Raw genomic sequence first — 20,202 nt, 5'->3', positions numbered from 1 at the left:
ACAGGGTTACCGCGCTGAAAATAACTTCAAACAGATAGCGATTGATCATCGTGCGTCGCCTCAAAAGAAGACACCCGGAAGAACCGGGTGTCTGGAGTACGGACTGGAGCGTGCGGAACCTTCCGGTTCCGCAAACATCACTTAATTAAGCTTTTTTACCGGCTTTTTTGTGGTGTTTTTTAGCGGCCTGAGCTTTCTGCACTGGCGCTTTTTTGTGGTGTTTTTTAGCAGCCTGGGCTTTCTGAGCTGGCGCTTTTTTGTGGTGCTTTTTAGCGGCCTGAGCTTTCTGGGCTGGCGCTTTTTTGTGGTGCTTGGCTTTCTTGTGGTGCGTTGCTTTAGCTGGCGCTTTTTCAGCAGCAGCCGCTGGCGCAGCGGTGGTGGTGGTCGCAGCTGGTGCGGTGGTGGTAGCCGGAGCAGTAGCTGCGGTATCAGCAGCGAAAGCAACAGAAGACAGACCCATAGTGGCAGCAACGATCAGCGCTAATACTTTTTTCATCTTTAAATCCTCAGAGTGTTGTTTCGGTAAGCTCCGGTGGAGCCGTTGAAACAGATACTAGTGGAATCAAACCGCCGCTTCCGTGAGTGATTGGTTTCGCCGAGTAACCAAATGTACAAAGCCCAGGCGCCGGCAAACACCTGCGTGACGGCGGTTTTTTTCCGTGATCGGCCACGCAAATCTCGGCATGGTCTACACTTGAAAGACATGTGTCGAAATGGAGAGCTGAATGTTTAAGAAAGCGGAAAGAACAGAACGCGATATCGATCAGGACGTCACTCTGTTGGCCGATACGCTGGATGAAGTGTTGCGCGAGTCCGGTGACAAGACCAAAGAGGAACTGAAAGAGCTGCACAGCAAGGCGAAAGGCGTGCTGCGCGACGCCCGGGCGCGGTTCAATGGCTCCACCAGTCTGACACAGCATGCGCGCGACGCGGTCGATCAAGCCGACAGCTATGTGCGTGACAAACCTTGGCAGGGCGTAGGGATCGGTGCCGCCGTCGGCATCGTGCTCGGCGTGCTGCTGGCCCGGCGTTAACACCCCTGCAGTCATAAAGATAAAACAGATGTGCGTCTGGCCCGCGGAAATCGCGGGCCGTTTAATTTGTGCGAAACAGCTGCGCCAGCCCCTGTACCGCCCGCTCCGCCTCCTCTCGCCGGCTGAAATTGGCGCCCCCCGACAGTAACCCCCGCCCCGCCGGATGGTCGATGCGCTAATCAGAGAGCGCCTTCAATCGTCTGGCCGTCAGCATGCGTCAGAATGCGCTCGACTCCCCCTCTTCACTGAGAGAGGAGAATTTCTCACCCGAAAAAATTTTTCCCTCGCCTTTTCCAGCCCCGACGCGGTCTACGTACCCAACCCCACAAAACACCATATATAGCGTGGTTGATAAATTAAATATCTACATATAGTATTTTATCTATCAGCCGCAGGGACCGTTGTTCGGTTGATAACGCCGTCAGAAACGCCAGGAACGATGCTCCGTTATCTGACTTGTCCGCCTTTCCTTCAGCCTAAAGGTAAATGCGAATCATGAGCATTATTATTTACAGTAAGCCGGACTGTGTCCAGTGCAACGCCACCTATCGCGCATTTGATAAACAGGGGATTGATTATCAGGTGATCGACCTCACCCAGGATCAGCAGGCGCTGAACCACGTTAAATCCTTAGGTTATCAGCAAGTTCCGGTGATTATCGCCGGTGACGATCACTGGTCCGGTTTCCGGCCGGACAAAATCGGCGCGCTGGCGCTCACCTGCTGAGGCTCGGCGATGAATCCGCTGGTCTATTTCTCCAGCAGTTCGGAGAACACCCACCGATTCGTTGAGAAACTGGGCCTGCCGGCGATCCGCATTCCGATCGCCGGCGCCCGCAGCAAATTGCTGATGGAACAACCCTATATCTTGATCGTACCCAGCTATGGCGGGGGCAGCGCCGTCGGCGCGGTGCCGATCCAGGTGATCCGCTTTCTCAACGTTCCGCAAAACCGTTCATACCTGCGCGGCGTCATCGCCGCCGGGAACACCAACTTCGGCGCAGCGTACGGCATCGCCGGCGACATCATCGCCAAAAAATGCCAGGTGCCTTTTTTGTACCGCTTCGAGCTGCTCGGCACTACGCAAGACGTTGAAAACGTTAGACAGGGAGTAACCGCATTTTGGCAACGACAGAATTGACCAGGCCCGAGACGGGCGCGCTGGATTACCATTCGCTCAACGCGATGCTCAATCTTTACGATGCGGAAGGCCGGATCCAGTTCGATAAAGATCGGCTGGCGGCGCGGCACTACTTCCTGCAGCACGTCAACCAAAACACCGTGTTCTTCCATAACCTGGAGGAAAAGCTGCGCTATCTGGTGGAAGAAGGCTACTACGAGCCGCAGGTGCTGGCGCAGTACGAATTCCCGTTTATCAAGCAGCTGTTCCAACAGGCCTACGCCAAGAAATTCCGCTTCGAGACCTTCCTCGGCGCCTTCAAGTACTACACCAGCTATACGCTCAAAACCTTCGACGGCAAGCGCTATCTGGAACGCTACGAAGACCGGGTGTGCATGGTGGCGCTGACGCTGGCGGCGGGCGACACCGCCCTGGCGCAGGATCTGGTGGAAGAGATGATTTCCGGCCGCTTCCAGCCGGCCACGCCGACCTTCCTCAACTGCGGCAAACGCCAGCGCGGTGAGCTGGTCTCCTGCTTCCTGCTGCGCATCGAAGACAATATGGAATCGATCGGCCGGGCGGTGAACTCCGCGCTGCAGCTGTCGAAACGCGGCGGCGGCGTGGCCTTCATGCTGAGCAATATTCGCGAGGTGGGCGCGCCGATCAAGCGCATCGAGAACCAGTCCTCCGGCGTCATTCCGATCATGAAAATGCTCGAAGACGCCTTCTCCTACGCCAACCAGCTCGGCGCGCGCCAGGGGGCCGGCGCGGTGTATCTCAACGCCCACCACCCGGATATCCTGCGTTTTCTCGATACCAAGCGGGAAAACGCCGACGAGAAGATCCGCATCAAAACGCTGTCGCTGGGGGTGGTGATCCCGGATATCACCTTCGAGCTGGCGAAGAACAACGAAGAAATGTACCTGTTCTCGCCCTACGACGTCGAACGGGTGTATGGCGTGCCGTTTTCGGAGATTGCCGTCAGCGAGAAGTACCGCGAGATGGTGGACGACAAGCGCATCCGCAAGTCGCGCATCAACGCGCGCGAGTTCTTCCAGGTGCTGGCGGAGATCCAGTTCGAATCCGGCTACCCCTACGTGATGTTCGAGGACACGGTCAACCGGGAGAACCCGATCGCCGGGCGCATCAACATGAGCAACCTGTGTTCGGAGATCCTGCAGGTCAACCGCGCCAGCACCTATCACGAGGATCTGAGCTACGATCGCATCGGCAAGGATATCTCCTGCAACCTCGGCTCGCTGAACATCGCCAAAACCATGGACGCGCCGGACTTCGGCAAGGCGATCGAGACCGCGATCCGCGCGCTGACCGCGGTGGCCGACATGAGCGATATCCGCTCGGTGCCGTCGATCGCCGAAGGCAACCGCAGCGCCCGCGCCATCGGTCTGGGCCAGATGAACCTGCACGGTTACCTGGCGCGCGAGCGCATCTTCTACGGCTCGGAAGAAGGCATCGACTTCACCAATCTCTATTTCTATACCGTGGCCTATCACGCCATCCGCGCCTCTAACCGGCTGGCGATCGAGCGCGGCGGCGCCTTTGATGGCTTTGAGCACTCTCGCTATGCCAGCGGCGAGTACTTCGACAAGTACACCGAGCGCGACTGGCTGCCGCAGACCGAGCGGGTGCGCGAGCTGTTCGCCGCCGCCGGCATCGCCATTCCGGGCCGCGACGACTGGCGCGCGCTGCGTCAGTCGGTGATGATGCACGGGCTGTACAATCAGAATCTGCAGGCGGTGCCGCCGACCGGCTCCATCTCGTACATCAACAACGCCACCTCCAGCATCCATCCGATCGTCTCGCGCATCGAGATCCGCAAGGAAGGCAAGATCGGCCGCGTTTACTACCCGGCGCCGTACATGACCAACGACAACCTGGCGTATTACCAGGATGCCTACGAGATTGGCCCGGAAAAAATCATCGATACCTATGCCGCCGCGACGCAACACGTCGATCAGGGGCTGTCGCTGACGTTGTTCTTCCGCGATACCGCCACCACCCGCGACATCAACCGCGCGCAGATCTACGCCTGGCGCAAAGGCATCAAGACCATTTACTACATCCGCCTGCGCCAGATGGCGCTGGAAGGCACCGAGGTGCAGGGCTGCGTGTCCTGCGCGCTGTGAGGCAACTTATGACGACCGTAACATCGGCGCCGCTGGTGCGCGCCATCAACTGGAACATCATCGAAGACGACAAGGATCTGGAGGTATGGAACCGCCTGACCTCCAACTTCTGGCTGCCGGAAAAGGTGCCGCTGTCCAACGATATCCCCTCCTGGGCCACGCTGACGCCGAAGGAGCAGCAGCTGACCATTCGGGTATTTACCGGGCTGACGCTGTTGGACACCATCCAGAACACCGTCGGCGCGCCGGCCCTGATCGCCGATGCGCTGACGCCGCACGAAGAGGCGGTGTACTCCAACATCAGCTTTATGGAGGCGGTGCACGCCCGCTCTTACAGCTCAATCTTCTCCACCCTGTGCCAAACGCCGGACGTGGACGACGCCTATCGCTGGAGCGAGGAAAACCGCGCGCTGCAGAAGAAAGCCGGCATCATTCTGGCGCACTACCGCAGCGACGATCCGCTGCTGAAAAAGGTCGCCAGCGTGTTCCTAGAGTCGTTCCTGTTCTATTCGGGCTTTTATCTGCCGATGTACTGGTCCAGCCGCGCCAAGCTGACCAACACCGCCGATCTGATCCGCCTGATCATTCGCGACGAGGCGGTGCACGGCTACTATATCGGCTATAAGTTCCAGAAAGGGCTGGAGAAAGTGGACGCCGCGCGGCGCCAGCAGGTGAAAAACTTTGCCTTCGACCTGATGCAGGATCTGTACGACAACGAGGTGCGTTACACCGAGGAGCTGTACGACGGCGTCGGCTGGACGGAAGACGTGAAGACCTTCCTGCACTACAACGCCAACAAGGCGCTGATGAACCTGGGGTATGAAGCGCTGTTCCCGCCGGCGATGGCGGAGGTCAACCCGGCGATCCTGTCGGCGCTGTCGCCGAACGCCGACGAAAACCACGACTTCTTCTCCGGTTCAGGCTCGTCTTACGTCATCGGCAAGGCGGTCAACACCGAGGATGAGGACTGGGATTTCTGAGGACATGACAGCGATGCCGGTCTTTCAGGCCGGTATCGTGCATTCAATACCCTTGTTCTTTCTGACTGCGGATCGCCAGAACAAACGCCGTATCGATATCAGGAATGTATTTGTAGAGCGCCAAATAACCGCGAGCTTGCTGCCCAATAATCAATTCACGCAGCCCTGCGCCAAGGGACCGTCCGATCAATGGATTATGTTCCAATACCGCAATTGCATGGATGATTTCCTGAATGCGCCGCCCTGAATCCGCAGCGCCATACTGAGCTAAATGAGCGAGAACACGTTCGATATCATCCCTGACCTCTGGCGCCAACTCGACATTTGCCATCAGCGTCCCAGTTTTTTAACAGGAGGTTTGACAGCGGCAGTATCACCCGCTGCGTAATTTTCCAAATAACCGCGCATCTCTTTCCAAGAGACCGTCTCTCCCGTCGCAATTATCTTGGCATAGCGTTTTTCCGCTTCATTCTCAAAGTCACGGCGCAACTCTTCTTGCTGCGTTTTCTCCGCTATTGCCTGCAAAATAAAGCTGTGAGACGTGACGCCTACCTGCTCGGCGACGACAGCGACTCGGGCTTTAAGCTCATCTGGAATACGAATGGTCGTCGTCGACATAATCGCTCCTAACGTCGGTCAATCACATGTAGCTCAATTGTGCTACATGAAGTCTGACAGCGCAATAATGCAGAGGATTATTTCACCGATTGACGCAGCTCAAGCCGCCGCCAAATAGCGCGTTTCTCCGCGTCGCTGGCGGTCGGCCAGGCGGCGATCTCCGCCCGCGTGCGCCGGCATCCGCGGCACTGCTGGGTTTCGTCGTCGATCCGGCACAGGCTGACGCAGGGCGATCTGACGCCAGGATGGGATTGCTGAGTGTGGCCCGCCATACGTTGCCCTTGATGTGACATGTTCCGCCACAGGATACCCGATCCTGCGGCGGCGCGTCGCCAATCAGATGATGCCGCCGTTGGCGCGCAGGGTTTGGCCATTGATCCAGCCGCCGTCTGCCCCGGCGAGGAAAGCCACCGCCGCGGCGATATCGTCCGGCGTGCCCAGACGTTCCAACGGCGCCATCTTCGCCAGCCGCTCGATAAGCTCCGGGGTTTTGCCGTCGAGGAACAAGCCGGTGGCGGTCGGCCCCGGCGCGACGGCGTTCACCGTGATATTGCGGCCGCGCAGCTCTTTCGCCAGCACGCTGGTCAGCGCTTCGATCGCCGCCTTGCTGGCGGCATACATGCCGTACCCCGGCTGCAGCAACCCCACCACGCTGGAGGAGAAGTTGATGATGCGGCCGTTGTCGCGCAGGCGCTTCGCCGCCTCGCGCATCGCATTGAAGCTGCCTTTCAGGTTGATGTCGAGCAGGCGATCCGCATCTTCATCACGCATGTCCGCCACCGGCGCCAGCGCGATCACCCCGGCGTTATTGACCAGCACGTCGACGCCGCCAAACGCCCGTTCGGCGCTGTCGAACAGTTGGGCGACCGCAGCCGCATCGCTGACGTCGGCCTTGACACTCAAGGCGCGGCCGCCGCGCTGTTCTATCTTGCCCACCAGCTCATCGGCCGGCGCCGGATTGCCCGAATAGTTGATGATGACGGTAAAGCCATCGGCGGCCAGACGCTCGGCGATGGCCGCGCCGATGCCGCGGGATGCGCCGGTGACGATGGCGACGCGTTGAGTCGCGTGATTCATGGATATCTCCTCATCGGGTTAATGTACAGTCATCATGCACCTTTCGGCATGGCGAATAATCCCCTATTCTTCGTTATCACTATCCGAAATAAACGAACAATTATGGACAGAATCGACGCCATGCGCCTGTTCACCCGCGTGGTAGAACAACGCAGCTTCACCCAGGCGGCGCAGGATCTGAACCTGCCGCGATCCACCGTGACCGACGCCATCAAACAGCTCGAAGCCCGGCTGCAGGTCAGGCTGCTGCAACGCACCACCCGCCACGTCAGCCCGACGCTGGACGGCGAAGCCTACTATCAGCGTTGTCTGAGCATTCTGGCGGACATCGAAGAAGCGGAGATGGCGTTCGCCGGCGCCAAACCGCGCGGATTGCTGCGCATCGACGTGCACGGCACGCTGGCGCGCCATTTTCTGTTGCCCGATTTGCCGGATTTTTTGGCGCAATACCCGGATATCGAGCTTTATATGAGCGAAGGCGATCGGCTGGTGGACGCGCTGCGGGAAGGCATCGACTGCGTGGTGCGCGTCGGCAAACTGCGGGACAGCGACATGGTGGCGCGCCGCCTGGGCGAGCTGGAAGAGGTGACCTGCGCCGCCCCGGCCTACCTGCAGCGCTTCGGCACGCCGCAAAGCCTGGACGATCTGCGCCATCACCGCATGGTGGGCTTTCGCTCTTCGGCGACCGGCGCGCTGATGCCGCTGGCGTTCACGGTGGCGGGACAAGCGCAACCCGTCACGCTGCCGGCGACGGTGTCGGTCACCGCGGCGGAGAGCCTGGTCGCCGCCGCCCGCGCCGGACTGGGCATCATTCAGGTGCCGCGCTATCACCTGCGCGGCGATCTGGCCGACGGCAGCCTGTTGCCGCTGCTGTCGGATTGGCCTTCTCCTCCGATGCCGGTCTCGCTGCTTTATCCGCGCAACCGCCAGCTGTCGCCGCGGGTGCGCGTGTTTCTCGACTGGTTCAGCCGGGTGTTCGCCGAGCGGAACCGATAACGAGAGCGGGCGTTACAGCGCGCCGTAGTTCAACGGCACCCAGGTGTAACCGTCGCCCTGGCGGTTCAGATACCCCAACCCCGGGAACGACAGGTGTGCGCCGCCGACCAGTTCGCTCTGCCGCGCGCTGTCGCCAAATATCCGCAGCCGCTGAGCGACAGCCGCCTTGGCGTCGCTGTCAAAGCTGATAGCCACCTTCGGATGCGGCAACTGCACCGCCGCCACGTGGATCAGATCCCCCAACAGCAACAGCTTCTTGCCCTGGCTGGTCACCTGATACACGCTGTGCCCCGGCGTATGGCCGTGGGCGGCGAAGGCGGCAATGCCCGGCGACAGTTCACCGTCGCCGCTGAACGGCTTAAAGTGGCCCATCGCCTGGTATGGCTTGATCGCCGCCTGGGCCCGTTCGAAGTTGCTTTTACTGCCTGCGCTGGCCTGTTTCAGTTGGTCCGCGCTCAGCCAGAAGTCCGCGTCCTGGCTGGCGGCGCGCACCACCGCATTGGGGAATACCGCCTTGCCGTCGTGCGTCAGGCCGCCGAGGTGGTCCGGGTGCATGTGGGTCAGGTAGATCTCATCCACCTGCTCCGGCTGGTAGCCCGCCGCGCGCAGGTTATCCACCAGCTTGCCCAGGCCGTCGCCCAGCAGTTGGCCGGCGCCGCTGTCGATCATCACCAGCTTGTCACCGGTATTGATCAGATAGGCATTGACCGAGGTGACCACCGGCAGGCTTTGATGCCGCTCGGCCAACCAGGCGGCGATCTGCTGCGGCGTGGTGTTCAGCAACAGTTTGTCCGCCGGCAGGCGAATGATGCCGTCGGATAACGCGGTCACTTCAAAACTGCCCAGCATGATGCGGTAAAATCCCGGCGTCGGGGTTTTGGCCTGCGGCGCGGCGGCCCCAGCCTGTAATGACATAACGGCCAGCGCCGCGCCCAGCAGACAACGTTTCCAGAACATGATGACTCCTTGCGAGAATTGAACAGCGCTAAGTATTGACGCAAAAAGCCCGATGCGCCTGTTTAATAAATGCCTTTGATAAATATATAAACAATATATTTATTATGAATAATTTTGTTTGCCGACTCACACAACCCTAATCAATATTTTCCGGTTCACGACTTCGTTATTTTTCTTACTCCCTAAACCAAGAGTGAGGAAATATCATGAGCTATCAATTCGAAAACCTGGTCTTTGAAGGCGGCGGCGTAAAAGGCATCGCCTATGGCGGCGCGCTGGAACTGCTGGAGGCCAAAGGCATCATGCCACAGATCAAGCAAACCTCCGGCGCCTCAGCGGGCGCCATCGCCGCGCTGCTGGTCGGGCTGGGCTGCAGCTCGGCGGACGTCACCAAAATTCTGTCGGCGATGGATTTTAAAAAATTCCTCGATTATAACGGCGGCTTTTTCGGTACGATCCAGGACGCCTATCGCCTGTTCAATCAATACGGCATCGCGCCCGGCGATTATTTCTATCAATGGTCGCGTGATATTATCAAGCAATATACCGGCAACCCGGATATCACCTTCGAGCAGTTCGAAGCGATGAAGGCGGCGAAAGGGTTCAAGTCGATTTACTTTATCGGCGCTAACCTCAACAGCGGCCAACGCGAAGTTTATTCGCACCGCACTACGCCGCGCATGAAAGTAGCGGACGGCCTGCGCATTTCGATGTCGTTCCCGTTCGCCTTCGTGGCGAAGAACAATACCCTGGGCGACCTGTGCATCGATGGCGGCATGATCGACAACTACCCGGTGCGGCTATTCGACTATGACTTCTCCGCCACGCCGCCTTACATCGACGTCTCCAGCCAGCGCATCAACACCCGCACCCTGGGCCTTCGCCTGGACTCCGCCGGTGAAATCGCCCAGGCCGCCGGTCAGGCCGGCCCGCGCACGCCGGTCAACAACCTGTTTGATTTCACCCTGGCGGTGGCCAACGTGATGCTGGACATCCAAACCAAGGTGCATCTGGACAGCGACGACTGGAAGCGCACCGTGTATGTCGACACGCTCGACGTCGGCACGCTGGAGTTCGGCATCAGCGAGGAGAAAAAACGCGCGCTGATCGAATCCGGCCGCCGCGGCGTAGAGCGCTACTTCGCCTGGTACGACGCCGCCATGAAACAGGCGGCATAACCGGCGTTCCCCTTGTCCGCGCGTCTGGCCGGCGCGCGGGCAAAAAAAATCCCCGCGGGGGCGGGGAAAGGCAAAGTAACGCTAAGGATTTATAGGAGTTATACGAAGAACTTGGCCAACACCAGCAGCGACAGCGAGACGTTGATAGCGCCCCCGATACGCGTAGCGATCTGGGCGAACGGCATCAACGACATGCGGTTGCCGGCGGTGAGGATCGCGACGTCGCCGGTGCCGCCCTGCCCGCTCTGGCAACAGGAGACAATCGCCACGTCGATAGGGTGCATGCCGATTTTCTTGCCGACGAAGAAACCGGTCGCCACCAGCGCGCTGACGGTCGTGACGATCACGATCAGATTCTGGACGGTGAACGCATCCACCAGCTCCTGCCACGGCGTGATGGCCACCCCGACCGCGAACAGGATCGGATAAGTCACGGCGGTGCGGAAGAATTTGTACACCACCTGCGAGCCTTCCTGAATGCGCGGCGATACCCCGTGCGCCAGCTTCACCGCCACGGCGGCGAACAGCATGCCCACCGGCGCCGGCAGGCCAATCAGGCGATGCAGCAGCATGCCCACCATATACAGCAGAATAGCCAGCAACGCGCCGCAGGCGATGGTGCTGACGTCCACCTTGCCGCTGATTTTTTCCACCGCGTTCATGCCGCTGTCGCCCTGCTTGCTCGGCATCAGGCTGCCTTCGCCGGTCAGGTGCGGATAACGCTTGCCCAGTTGGTTGAGCAGGCCGGCGATGACGATGGCGGTCAGGCTGCCGAGCATCACGATCGGCAGAATGCGCCCCAACGCCACGCCCTGCTCCATGTGCAGGATCGCCGCGTAGCCCATCGACAGCGGGATCGCCCCTTCACCCACGCCGCCGGCCATGATCGGCAGGATCAGGAAGAAGAAGATCTGGAACGGCTCCAGGCCCAGCGCCATGCCGACGCCCATCCCCACCAGCATGCCGACGATCTCGCCGCACAGCATCGGAATGAAGATGCGCAGGAAGCCCTGGATCAGCACCTGGCGGTTCATGCTCATGATGCTGCCGACGATGATGCAGCAAATGTAGAGATAAAGAATGTTGGTCGATTTGTAGAACTTGGTGGTCGACTCCACCACCACGTCCGGCAACAGGCCATAGTGCACCAGCGCGGAAGGAATGAAGGTGGCGCAGATCGCCGCCGCGCCCATTTTGCCGATCAACGGCAGCCGTTTGCCGAATTCGCCGCAGGCGAAACCGAAGAACGCCAGGGTGGCCACCATCACCACGATATCGCTCGGCAATTTGCCTTCCAGGCAGTCGAGCAGAATCAATACGCCGGCCAGAATAAAGAACGGTAACGGAATAATCCCTACTTTATAATTGTCCAGTATCCGCCACCATTTCTCACGCAGAGGAATATCGGCGGTCTTGTCTTTGGCTACGAGGTAAGAATCATCTGTTGTGCTCATAATCTGGCCTCTTATTAGTTTGTTCAGCCATCATAGAGAAGCGCACGGATTATCTGCTGTGATTATGTTCAAAGTTAAAAAGGGTTTTTAATGGTGGTTATGGTTTCTATGGGGTTAATTAAGATTATGTAAAAACCGACGTGGTTTTAATGGTGTTAATACCGTTTTTATTTTAAAGCTTATCAATTTTATCGCAGGCGAACAATTCTCGTCCGGTTCACTCTAATCCCGTGTGAGGGATCACAAGTTGATCGGGCGCAATATTACAGACCCCGCTTCTCGTGATAGGGTAAGGCTTCAGGATCTCTTTACGGTGAAGCTCCGCCATGCGCCTCAAACTCTCATTTCAAATCAAACTGTTTCTGTGCCTGGTGGCCTTCTCCTGCCTGCTGCTGACCTGTATCGGCGCCTACACCTATTACCAGCTGGATGCGCAACTGCACCGCGATCTCGGCGCCCGCGCCCAGGTGCAGGCGCGGGAAATCGCCCTTATCCCTTCGCTGGTGGACGCGGTGGAAAAACACGACGCCGCCAGAATTGCCGCGCTGATGAAAAAAATCCGCGCCAGCAGCGACGCCAGTTATATCGTCATCGGCGATAATCATGCCCGCCATCTTTATCATTCCGAATACGAAGGCCGCTTGGGCACGCCGATGATCGGCGGCGATAATAAAGAGGTGCTGGAAGGGAAAAGCATTATTTCTATTCGCAAGGGCGGCATTGGCGTTTCATTGCGCAGCAAGGCGCCGATCCTGGATGAAAATAATCACGTGATCGGTATCGTTTCCGTCGGCTATTTGAAATCGCACATCGATAATTCAAATGCCAGGACGTTGACGCAAATTATCGGCTCCATCGTTCTGCTGCTGATCGCCCTGTTCGTTTTTTCCTGGCTGCTGTCGAAAAATCTCAAGCGCCAGATGTTCTGGCTGGAACCGAAAGAGATCGCGCTGCTGGTGCGCCAGCAAAAAGCGCTGCTGGAAGCCATTTATGAGGGCGTGATCGCCATCGATCCGCAATTGCGGATCATCACCATCAACCATGCGGCGCGCGAGCTATTGGATCTGCACCAGCCCGCCGCCAGCTTGCTGGGCCGGCCGATCGGCGACGTGATCCAGGCGCAGCCGGACTTCTTCGCCGCCGCGCAACTGGGCCAGGATACGCACGACGAGGTGTGCCGCTTCAACCACGTGCGGGTGATCGCCAGCCGGGTGCGCATCATGCAGGAGCAGGAGCTGCAAGGCTGGGTGATCAGCTTCCGCGACAAGAACGATATCAATACGCTGAGCAGCCAGCTCAGCCAGGTGAAACGCTATGCCGACAATCTGCGCATCATGCGCCACGAGCAGCTGAACTGGACCGCCACGCTGGCCGGGCTGCTGCATATGCAGCGCTACGACGAGGCCATCCGCTATGTGGAAGCCCAGTCGGAGGGCGCGCAGGAGATCCTCGATTTCATCTCGCAGCGCTTCAGTTCGGCGGCGCTGTGCGGCCTGCTGCTGGGCAAATATTCCAGCGCCAGAGAAAAAGGCATCGAGCTGCGCTTCGATCCGGCCTGCCAGCTGCGGCAGATCCCGGCGGCGCTGAATGAGATCGAACTGATGTCGATCGTCGGCAATCTGCTGGATAATGCGGTGGAAGCGACGCTGCACTGCCCGGCGCCGCACGACGCGATCGAACTCTATATCAGCGACGGCAGCGACGAGCTGGTGATCGAGGTGGCGGATCGCGGCACCGGCATCGCCGAGGAGATTCGTGATACGCTGTTTGAACAGGGCGTCACCACCAAAGCGGATAAAAGCGACCACGGCATCGGCCTGCATCTGGTCGCCAGCCATGTGGCGCAGGCGCACGGCAGCATAGAAGTGTCGGACAATGAGCCGCACGGCGCGATATTCTCTATATTTATCCCTAAATAAAACCCATAACCCGATTTTTTGAGCACCCGATTATGTCACACCTAACACTGGACGTTCTGATCGTGGAAGACGAGCCGCAACTGGCGACGCTGCACGCAGAGTTCATCGAGAAAAATTTCAACCTGCGGGTGGTGGCCTACGCCGCCACGCTGGCCGAAGCGCGGGCCAAAGCCAACGCGCATCAGCCGCGGCTGATCCTGCTGGATAACTTTCTGCCGGACGGCCAGGGCATCGAGCTGATGGAAGAACCGGCGGTGAAGAACCCCGCCTGTTCGGTGATTTTCATCACCGCCGCCAGCGACATGCATACCTGCAGCCAGGCGATCCGCAACGGCGCTTTCGATTACATCATCAAGCCGGTGTCCTATAAGCGACTGCGCAATTCGCTCGAACGCTTCATGCAGTTCGTGCAGACCCAGCGCACCTTCAAGATCATCGATCAGGACAACGTCGATGCGCTGTACAACCTGCAGTCGAAGCAGTTCTCCAGCGAGCCGAGCGCCAAAGGCATCGAAACCAATACCCTCGAGCTGGTGCAGGCGCTGTTTATCGCCCAGCCGGCGGTGGCGCATGCGGTGGAAGACGTGGTTGAGCAAGTCGGCATCAGCAAGACCACCGCCCGCCGTTATCTGGAATATTGCGTCGCCACCCAGTTCGTGCGGGTGGAGATGCTGTACGGAAATATCGGCCATCCGCGGCGGCTGTACCGCAAGGCCTGAGGCTGCCATCTGGCTGTCATACTAAGGCGATAACATGACGCTCGACGATATCCCCCTCGATATCGGCACCTGTCGTTAAAACTGATGAAATACTGATGACTTTTGCCCGGCCTCTGGTCGGGTTTTTTATTATCCGAACGGCAGGCGCGGCGCCAAAATATCTCTCTGCGCCACACCGTATTATTTTCCCAAAAACCAAACCATTATGCCGAATAATGGCCATCAATTTTGAGTCACGGGCCAAATTACCATAACTAATTAAAACCTTGATGTAAACCACTAATATCCCATTTAAATGACATTGAGGGTTGTCTCAGATATTCACTGTGTTAGGGTAAAAAGCTCTTTTATTTTGCTAAGGACAGCCCATAACGCGTTAATTAAACCAGAGGAAACAGCAAATTGCATGGCAATTAAACTCGAAGTAAAGAACCTGTATAAGATATTTGGCGAACACCCGGAACGCGCATTCAAACTGCTGGATAAAGGTCTGACAAAAGATCGGCTGTTTGAAAAAACCGGCTTATCGCTCGGCGTAAAAGACGCCACTCTGGCCATTGAAGAAGGCGAGATATTTGTCATCATGGGGCTCTCCGGTTCCGGCAAGTCCACCCTGGTACGCCTTCTCAATCGTCTGATAGAACCCACCCGCGGTCAGGTGCTGATCGACGGTGAGGACATCGCCAAAATATCCGACACCGCGCTGCGCACCGTGCGGCGAAATAAGATCAGCATGGTATTCCAGTCATTCGCGCTGATGCCGCACATGAATGTCCTGAATAATACCGCCTTTGGCATGGAATTAGCCGGCATGCCGCTGCAGGAACGCCAGGAAAAAGCGCTGGACGCCCTGCGTCAGGTCGGGCTGGAGAATTATGCGCTGTCTTATCCGGATGAATTATCCGGCGGCATGCGTCAGCGCGTAGGATTAGCCCGCGCCATGGCCAATAACCCGGATATATTATTGATGGACGAAGCCTTCTCGGCGCTCGATCCGTTAATTCGCACCGAAATGCAGGATGAGCTGGTGAAATTACAGGCCCAGCATCAACGCACCATCGTGTTTATCTCCCACGATCTGGACGAGGCGATGCGCATCGGCGATCGCATCGCCATCATGCAGGGCGGTGAGGTGATCCAGGTCGGCACGCCGGACGAGATCCTGAACAACCCGGCCAACGACTATGTGCGCACCTTCTTCCGCGGCGTGGACATCAGTCATGTGTTCAGCGCCAAGGATATCGCCCAACGGCGCCCGGTGACGCTGATCCGCAAAACCCCCGGTTTTGGCCCTCGCTCGGCGCTGCAGCTGCTGCGCGATGAGGACCGTGATTATGGTTATGTTGTTGAACGCGGGAAGAAATTTATCGGCGTGGTGTCGATAGAGTCGCTGAAAAAAGCGCTGTCCGCCAATCAAACGCTGGACGATGCCCTGCTCGAGGCCCCCGCCGCCGTGCCGGCCGACACGCCGCTCAGCGATCTGATTTCCCTGGTCGCCCAGGCGCCGTGCGCGGTGCCGGTGGTGAGCGAAGAACATAACTATCTCGGCATCATCTCCAAGGCCATGCTGCTGCAGGCGTTGGACAAGGAGGGCTCAACCAATGAGTGATACCACGCAAACCCAAGATCCCTGGGCTACCGCAGCGGCCGATACCGGCTCCGCACCTGCCAGCGATGCCGCCGCCAACGCCGGCGACGCCTGGTCCAGCGCGCCGCCGCCGGCCGCTCATGACGCCGCCGGGCAAAGCGCCGATTGGCTCAGCGGCGCCCCGGCGCAGCCGGAGCACTTCAGCCTGCTCGATCCGTTCCACAAAGCCTGGGTGCCGTTCGACACCTGGGTCACGCAAGGCATCGACTGGCTGGTGCTGCACTTCCGCCCGCTGTTCCAGGGCATCCGCGTGCCGGTGGACATGATCCTGAGCGGCTTCCAGCAATTGCTGCTGGGCATGCCGGCGCCGATCGCCATTCTGGTGTTCTCGCTGCTCGCCTGGCAGGTCTCGGGCCTCGGCATGGGCGCCGCGACGCTGCTCTCCCTGATCGCCATCGGCGCCATTGGCGCCTGGTCGCAGGCGATGGTCACGCTGGCGCTGGTGCTGACCGCGCTGTTCTTCTGCATCCTTATCGGCCTGCCGCTCGGCATCTGGCTGGCGCGCAGCAAGCACGCCGCCAAGGTGATTAGACCGCTGCTCGACGCGATGCAAACCACCCCGGCCTTCGTCTACCTGGTGCCGATCGTCATGCTGTTCGGCATCGGCAACGTGCCGGGCGTGGTGGTCACCATCATCTTCGCGCTGCCGCCGATCGTGCGTCTGACCATTCTGGGCATCAAACAGGTGCCGGAGGATCTGATCGAGGCCGCCGAATCCTTCGGCGCCAGCCCGCGCCAGCTGCTGTTCAAGGTGCAGTTGCCGCTGGCGATGCCGACCATCATGGCCGGCGTGAATCAGACGCTGATGCTGGCGCTGTCGATGGTGGTCATCGCCTCGATGATCGCCGTCGGCGGTTTGGGCCAGATGGTGCTGCGCGGCATCGGTCGGCTGGACATGGGCCTGGCCGCCGTCGGCGGGGTCGGCATCGTGATCCTGGCGATCATTCTCGATCGCCTCACCCAATCGCTGGGGCGCGATCGCCGCAGTAAAGGCATCGGCCGCTGGTATCGCCGCGGCCCCATCGGGCTGCTGACTCGCCCGTTCATCAAGCAAGCCTGACGCTTTTCCCGCCGGCGGCTGCGGCCCCGGCGGGCTATGACACCACCACATCGAAAGAGGGGAAACACTATGCGCACCACGGGCATCTGGGCTCTCGCCCTGACGACGCTGATTGGCTCACAGAGCGTGAGCGCCGCAGATTTACCCGGCAAGGGGATCGCGGTACAGCCGGTGCAAAGCACCATATCCGAAGAGACGTTCCAGACGCTGCTGGTCAGCAAAGCGCTGGAAAAATTGGGTTATGACGTGAAAGAACCGCGTGAAGTGGATTACAACGTCGCCTACACCTCGATCGCCTCCGGCGATGCGACCTTTATCGCGGTCAACTGGGATCCGCTGCACGCCGATCAGTACAAGGCCGCCGGCGGCGACGCCAAGTTCTACCGCGAAGGCGTCTACGTCAACGGCGCCGCGCAGGGCTACCTGATCGACAAGAAAACCGCCGAGCAATACCACATCACCAACGTCGAGCAGCTCAAGGATCCCAAGATCGCCAAGCTGTTCGACACCAACGGCGACGGCAAGGCCGATCTGACCGGCTGCACCCCGGGCTGGGGCTGCGAAGCGGTGATCAACCACCACATCAAGGCCTACGGCCTGAGCAACACCGTCGAACACAACCAGGGCAACTACGCGGCGATGATCGCCGACACCATTACCCGCTACAAAGAGGGCAAACCGGTGCTGTATTACACCTGGACGCCGTACTGGGTCAGCGATGTGATGGTGCCGGGCCGCGACGTGGTCTGGCTGCAGGTACCGTTCTCTTCCTTGCCGGGCGAGCAGAAGAACGTCGATACCAAGCTGCCTAACGGCGCCAACTACGGCTTCCCGGTCAACACCATGCGCATCGCCGCCAACAAGCAGTGGGCCGAAGCCAACCCGGCGGCCGCCAAGCTGTTCGCCATCATGAAGCTGCCGATCGCCGACATCAACGCGCAAAACCTGCGCATGCATGAAGGCCAGGCTTCGGAAGCCGATATCCAGAACCACGTTAACGGCTGGATCAAGGCGCACCAGGCGACCTTCGACGGCTGGGTGAAAACCGCCGCCGCAGCGGCGAAGTCGTAACCGTTCAGGGGCGCCGCCTTTGCCGCGCCCCTACCCCGCCATATCGATGCCGCTGAACTGTAAAAAACGTGCGGCGGCGTTCGACAAGGGCTGCGGCCAGATGCAATACACCTGGCGCCGCGGCCCGTCTTCAATCGGAATCGACACCAGCGCGCTTAAGCGTTGCGCGGTCGAGACAGGTACGATGCCCGCCGCCAATCCGCGCCGCACCAAATTCTCCAGCCATTCGATATGATCTATCTCAAAACTGACGTGTCGGCGGATGCCCGCCGCCAGGAAGGCGCGATCGGTTTGGCGCCGCGCGCCGGTGCCGCTGTAGAAATCCACCAGCGGTACTTCCGCCAGCGCTTGCAGGTTTACCCGCTCGCGGTTGGCCAGCGGGTGCTGCGGCGCCACCAGCGCCACCAGTGGCTCATCGGTCAACTGCCGGTGCGACATCGGCAGTAAATCGACATCGCCGGGCCAAATGCCGACGAACGCCATATCGCACTTCTGCTGACGCACATCCTCCAGCAGGGCTTCGCTCATGCCAACGTACAGGCGGATGTTCACCGCCGGATAGTGGCGATGAAACTTGTCGAGCTTTTCGGTCAGATCAATCGCGTTTATGGTTGAAATCGTGCCGATGGTCAGGGTGCCGGACACCGCATCGCCGGCGGCGGTCACCTCTTCCACCAGCGCCTGCTGCGCCGCCAACAGTCGCTGCGCCGACGGAATGAAAGCCTGGCCGGCGGGGGTCAACCGCACCCGGCGCGAGGTGCGTTCAAACAGCGTACAGCCCAGCTCTTCTTCCAGTTTGGCGATCTGGTGGCTGAGCGCCGACTGCACCGTATGGCAGCGCTGCGCCGCCCGGGTGAAACTCTGTTCTTCCGCCACCGCCAGCGCGTAGCGGATCTGTTTCAGGTTCATGGCATCTATCTTGAAATGAGATAAATCAAATGAAAATTATACATTGGTTTCCGCAGACGCGTTGCCGGATACTGCGCGCTATCTTCTTCCCGTGATGAAAAAATCATGAACCCACAAAACGCCCATCCGGGCCTCAGCCCGGCGCTGACCGTGCTGATTGCCATCGCCACCGGCCTGGCGGTCGCCAGCAACTACTACGCGCAACCGCTGCTGGAAACCATCGCCACCAGTTTCAACCTGTCGGTCAACCAGGCCGGCTTTATCGTCACCGCCGCGCAACTCGGTTACGCCACCGGCCTGCTGCTGCTGGTGCCGCTCGGCGACATGTTCGAACGCCGCAGCCTGATCGTCTTCATGACGCTGCTGGCCGCCGGCGGCATGCTGATCACCGCCACCTCCGCCACGCTGCCGATGATGATCCTCGGCACCGCGCTCACCGGGCTGTTCTCGGTAGTGGCGCAGATCTTGGTGCCCCTGGCCGCCACGCTGGCCCACCCGGAAAAGCGCGGCAAGACCGTCGGCATCATCATGAGCGGCCTGCTGCTCGGCATCCTGCTGGCGCGAACCGTCGCGGGCGCACTGGCGTCGTTCGGCGGCTGGCGCACCATCTACTGGGTCGCCAGCGTGCTGATGCTCCTGATGGCGCTGATCCTGTGGCGCGCGCTGCCGCGCTATAAGCAACACTCCGGGCTGAACTACCCGCAGCTGCTGGCCTCGATCTTCAGCCTGTTCTGCCGCACGCCGCTGCTGCGCACCCGCGCCATCCTCGGCGCCCTGTCGTTCGCCAACTTCAGCGTGCTCTGGACCTCAATGGCCTTTCTGCTCGCCGCGCCGCCGTTCAACTATTCCGAGGGAGTGATCGGGCTGTTCGGCCTGGTGGGCGCCGCCGGGGCGCTGGCCGCTTCGCGCGCCGGGCATCTGGCGGACAAAGGCAAGGCCGGGCTGACCACCACCGTCGGCCTGGTGTTGCTGCTGCTGTCCTGGATCCCTATCGCGTTCGCCAAACAATCGCTGTGGGCGCTGATCGCCGGCATCCTGATCCTCGATCTGGCGGTGCAGGCGGTGCACGTCACCAACCAGAGCGTGATGTACCGCATCATGCCGGACGCGCGCAACCGCCTGACCGCCGGCTACATGACCAGCTACTTTATCGGCGGCGCTCTCGGTTCACTGCTCTCCGCCTCGGCCTATCAACATGCCGGTTGGTACGGCGTGGCCGCCGCCGGCGGGGTGTTATGCCTGCTCAACCTGCTGACCTGGTGGCTCGGCAAGCACCACGATCCGCAGGGGCCCGCGCCAATCTGATTATCGTGCAA

22 protein-coding genes are annotated in these 20,202 nt (G+C 59.7%); 13 read left to right on the top strand and 9 right to left on the bottom strand.

All coding sequences use genetic code 11. From position 1 onward, the window contains the following. Positions 1-145: 145 nt before the first annotated feature. Positions 146-496, bottom strand: coding sequence for an acid resistance repetitive basic protein Asr (gene asr / locus ACJ8KE_RS19575; protein WP_004928953.1), 351 nt, complete (start codon positions 494-496; stop codon positions 146-148). 229 nt (positions 497-725) lie between these two features. On the opposite strand from asr, the gene ACJ8KE_RS19570 reads away from it, so the two are divergent. The 5 genes from ACJ8KE_RS19570 (at position 726) to nrdF (ending at position 5,280) form a co-directional block, all read left to right on the top strand. After that, positions 726-1,034: a DUF883 family protein gene (locus ACJ8KE_RS19570; protein ID WP_004928950.1), complete on the top strand. Its 309-nt coding sequence runs from the start codon at positions 726-728 to the stop codon at positions 1,032-1,034. Between the two features lie 495 nt (positions 1,035-1,529). Beyond that, entirely contained in the window at positions 1,530-1,760 is a 231-nt protein-coding gene (gene nrdH, locus ACJ8KE_RS19565; protein WP_004928934.1) for a glutaredoxin-like protein NrdH, read from the top strand. A gap of 9 nt (positions 1,761-1,769) precedes the next feature. Beyond that, positions 1,770-2,174 carry a class Ib ribonucleoside-diphosphate reductase assembly flavoprotein NrdI gene (gene nrdI / locus ACJ8KE_RS19560; RefSeq protein WP_004928930.1) on the top strand — a complete coding sequence of 135 codons (405 nt, stop codon included), beginning with the start codon at positions 1,770-1,772 and terminating at the stop codon, positions 2,172-2,174. Then, a complete protein-coding gene (nrdE, locus tag ACJ8KE_RS19555; protein ID WP_072009650.1) occupies positions 2,156-4,300 on the top strand; it encodes a class 1b ribonucleoside-diphosphate reductase subunit alpha in 2,145 nt (714 codons plus the stop codon). Before nrdI ends, nrdE begins: the two co-directional genes overlap by 19 nt. An 8-nt stretch (positions 4,301-4,308) precedes the next feature. Beyond that, positions 4,309-5,280 (top strand): class 1b ribonucleoside-diphosphate reductase subunit beta, encoded by a 972-nt coding sequence (gene nrdF, locus ACJ8KE_RS19550; RefSeq protein ID WP_033639549.1) that lies wholly within the window; start codon positions 4,309-4,311, stop codon positions 5,278-5,280. A 43-nt stretch (positions 5,281-5,323) separates the two neighbouring features. Here nrdF and ACJ8KE_RS19545 read toward each other — a convergent pair whose 3' ends face one another. From ACJ8KE_RS19545 to ACJ8KE_RS19530, 4 genes are all read right to left on the bottom strand, one after another. After that, positions 5,324-5,611: a type II toxin-antitoxin system RelE/ParE family toxin gene (locus ACJ8KE_RS19545; protein ID WP_028127519.1), complete on the bottom strand. Its 288-nt coding sequence runs from the start codon at positions 5,609-5,611 to the stop codon at positions 5,324-5,326. Continuing rightward, complete coding sequence (locus ACJ8KE_RS19540; protein ID WP_016929838.1) at positions 5,611-5,898, bottom strand: CopG family ribbon-helix-helix protein; 288 nt, start codon at positions 5,896-5,898, stop codon at positions 5,611-5,613. Before ACJ8KE_RS19540 ends, ACJ8KE_RS19545 begins: the two co-directional genes overlap by 1 nt. Before the next feature lie 77 nt (positions 5,899-5,975). Further along, complete coding sequence (locus ACJ8KE_RS19535) at positions 5,976-6,170, bottom strand: DUF1289 domain-containing protein (protein ID WP_071525980.1); 195 nt, start codon at positions 6,168-6,170, stop codon at positions 5,976-5,978. Between the two features lie 64 nt (positions 6,171-6,234). Next, entirely contained in the window at positions 6,235-6,975 is a 741-nt protein-coding gene (locus tag ACJ8KE_RS19530; RefSeq protein WP_016929839.1) for an SDR family oxidoreductase, read from the bottom strand. A 102-nt stretch (positions 6,976-7,077) separates the two neighbouring features. Here ACJ8KE_RS19530 and ACJ8KE_RS19525 point away from each other — a divergent pair, with 102 nt between their 5' ends. Continuing rightward, entirely contained in the window at positions 7,078-7,971 is an 894-nt protein-coding gene (locus ACJ8KE_RS19525; RefSeq protein ID WP_442517354.1) for a LysR family transcriptional regulator, read from the top strand. A 12-nt stretch (positions 7,972-7,983) separates the two neighbouring features. Here ACJ8KE_RS19525 and ACJ8KE_RS19520 read toward each other — a convergent pair whose 3' ends face one another. Further along, positions 7,984-8,928, bottom strand: coding sequence for an MBL fold metallo-hydrolase (locus ACJ8KE_RS19520; protein WP_261420307.1), 945 nt, complete (start codon positions 8,926-8,928; stop codon positions 7,984-7,986). A 206-nt stretch (positions 8,929-9,134) separates the two neighbouring features. Between ACJ8KE_RS19520 and ACJ8KE_RS19515 the strand changes: the two genes are divergently transcribed. Beyond that, a complete protein-coding gene (locus tag ACJ8KE_RS19515) occupies positions 9,135-10,106 on the top strand; it encodes a patatin-like phospholipase family protein (protein ID WP_261106671.1) in 972 nt (323 codons plus the stop codon). 98 nt (positions 10,107-10,204) lie between these two features. Here the strand turns inward: ACJ8KE_RS19515 and ACJ8KE_RS19510 are convergent, their stop codons facing one another. Next, positions 10,205-11,560, bottom strand: a complete 1,356-nt coding sequence (locus ACJ8KE_RS19510; RefSeq protein ID WP_016929843.1) for a 2-hydroxycarboxylate transporter family protein — start codon at positions 11,558-11,560, stop codon at positions 10,205-10,207. A gap of 326 nt (positions 11,561-11,886) precedes the next feature. Here ACJ8KE_RS19510 and ACJ8KE_RS19505 point away from each other — a divergent pair, with 326 nt between their 5' ends. Together ACJ8KE_RS19505 and ACJ8KE_RS19500 are read left to right on the top strand one after the other, a co-directional pair. Then, complete coding sequence (locus tag ACJ8KE_RS19505; protein ID WP_442517353.1) at positions 11,887-13,479, top strand: ATP-binding protein; 1,593 nt, start codon at positions 11,887-11,889, stop codon at positions 13,477-13,479. 32 nt (positions 13,480-13,511) lie between these two features. After that, positions 13,512-14,198, top strand: coding sequence for a response regulator (locus ACJ8KE_RS19500; protein WP_033639541.1), 687 nt, complete (start codon positions 13,512-13,514; stop codon positions 14,196-14,198). Between the two features lie 16 nt (positions 14,199-14,214). On the opposite strand, the gene ACJ8KE_RS19495 is transcribed toward ACJ8KE_RS19500, so the two are convergent. After that, the gene (locus ACJ8KE_RS19495; RefSeq protein ID WP_261420308.1) at positions 14,215-14,478 is read right to left on the bottom strand and encodes a hypothetical protein; all 264 of its coding nucleotides are present in this window, start codon (positions 14,476-14,478) and stop codon (positions 14,215-14,217) included. A 126-nt stretch (positions 14,479-14,604) separates the two neighbouring features. Here ACJ8KE_RS19495 and proV point away from each other — a divergent pair, with 126 nt between their 5' ends. The 3 genes from proV (at position 14,605) to proX (ending at position 17,977) form a co-directional block, all read left to right on the top strand. Further along, positions 14,605-15,807 carry a glycine betaine/L-proline ABC transporter ATP-binding protein ProV gene (proV, locus tag ACJ8KE_RS19490; RefSeq protein ID WP_033639540.1) on the top strand — a complete coding sequence of 401 codons (1,203 nt, stop codon included), beginning with the start codon at positions 14,605-14,607 and terminating at the stop codon, positions 15,805-15,807. Then, positions 15,800-16,906 carry a glycine betaine/L-proline ABC transporter permease ProW gene (gene proW, locus ACJ8KE_RS19485; protein ID WP_016929847.1) on the top strand — a complete coding sequence of 369 codons (1,107 nt, stop codon included), beginning with the start codon at positions 15,800-15,802 and terminating at the stop codon, positions 16,904-16,906. The genes proV and proW overlap by 8 nt, the downstream gene beginning before the upstream one ends. A 69-nt stretch (positions 16,907-16,975) precedes the next feature. Next, positions 16,976-17,977, top strand: coding sequence for a glycine betaine/L-proline ABC transporter substrate-binding protein ProX (gene proX, locus ACJ8KE_RS19480; protein ID WP_016929848.1), 1,002 nt, complete (start codon positions 16,976-16,978; stop codon positions 17,975-17,977). A 30-nt stretch (positions 17,978-18,007) separates the two neighbouring features. On the opposite strand, the gene ACJ8KE_RS19475 is transcribed toward proX, so the two are convergent. Beyond that, the gene (locus ACJ8KE_RS19475; protein WP_004928891.1) at positions 18,008-18,886 is read right to left on the bottom strand and encodes a LysR family transcriptional regulator; all 879 of its coding nucleotides are present in this window, start codon (positions 18,884-18,886) and stop codon (positions 18,008-18,010) included. Between the two features lie 105 nt (positions 18,887-18,991). Between ACJ8KE_RS19475 and ACJ8KE_RS19470 the strand changes: the two genes are divergently transcribed. After that, positions 18,992-20,191: an MFS transporter gene (locus ACJ8KE_RS19470; protein WP_197759195.1), complete on the top strand. Its 1,200-nt coding sequence runs from the start codon at positions 18,992-18,994 to the stop codon at positions 20,189-20,191. The last annotated feature ends 11 nt before the right edge of the window (positions 20,192-20,202 follow it).

Source organism: Serratia sp. CY56464 (genome assembly GCF_052168435.1).
Classification (GTDB): domain Bacteria; phylum Pseudomonadota; class Gammaproteobacteria; order Enterobacterales; family Enterobacteriaceae; genus Serratia; species Serratia marcescens.
This window is presented reverse-complemented; position numbering and strand designations above follow the sequence as displayed.